The organism is Oleiphilus sp. HI0043, from assembly GCF_001634935.1.
On record NZ_LWEY01000572.1, the window covers coordinates 1 to 928 of the forward strand.

The 928-nt window shown below is 44.5% G+C and carries 1 protein-coding gene; it reads right to left on the minus strand.

Annotated features, from left to right (window positions below; all coding sequences use genetic code 11):
• Window positions 1–917, minus strand: a 917-nt coding sequence (locus A3729_RS07150) for an FAD-dependent oxidoreductase (protein WP_197475649.1), incomplete at its 3' end; no start/stop codon positions are given.
• Between the last annotated feature and the right edge of the window lie 11 nt (window positions 918–928).

Sequence of the window (928 nt, forward strand, 5' to 3'; positions counted from 1 at the left end):
GTATAACGAGCAGCGTAACTGTTACCTTCGCCTTCCACGCGCCATTCCCCTTTAGATTCGTAGCTGGGACATATCACTAAGGGAGAATAGGCTAGCTTTACCGCTACAGCCTGTGGTGGCAGAACTAAAGCAGCAGGTTCCCCACATAAGGTTTTTGCCAAACATTTTGCTGATGCGGTTGCTGGAGCAATAAACGAACGAACAGCACCAAGTGTCTCAGCACAATCACCGATCGCGTAAATATTGGGATGACTTGTTCTAAGGAATTCGTCAGTCATAATTCCTCGATTTATTTCGATATTAGCCTGTTTAGCCAGGTCAACACGAGGCAATAATCCAACTGCTGACAAGATAAGATCTGCGCGGATGACGGTACCCGTATCTAGCTCAAGTAAAAGCTGATCACCGTCATCTTGAACATCACCTACCTTCTGCTCCATGTGCCACTGTACTTGTTCTTTTGGGAACGCATTCATTATGTGCTCACCGAGTTGCTCAGGTACACTTCTGCTAAGCGGCCAGCTCGCAGTATCTATAACATCAACCTGAAAGCCGTTATTACACAGATCACTGGCAAACTCGATACCGACAAAACCGGCACCAATAATGGCGATTCGACTCGTGCTTTTATCAAGTTTTTGGAGTTCTGCTCTAAACATTTCGTATTCAGCTAGATTATTTACTGAAACGCATCGTGGAGAATCTGTTAGTTCGAGATTCATCGGGGATGCGCCTGTTGCTAAAACCAACTCATCGAATATTAGTTCATTGACTGCGCTATTAGAGTCTCGGTAACGAACACAACGTTGGTCTGTTTCAATCGCTTCAACCTGAACCTGATGGATGATTTTAACGTCATGCTCTTGTTCAAGAACTTCCCTTTTTTTCATAATCAGATCAAGCGGCGCCTTATTCATTGAAATCGCTT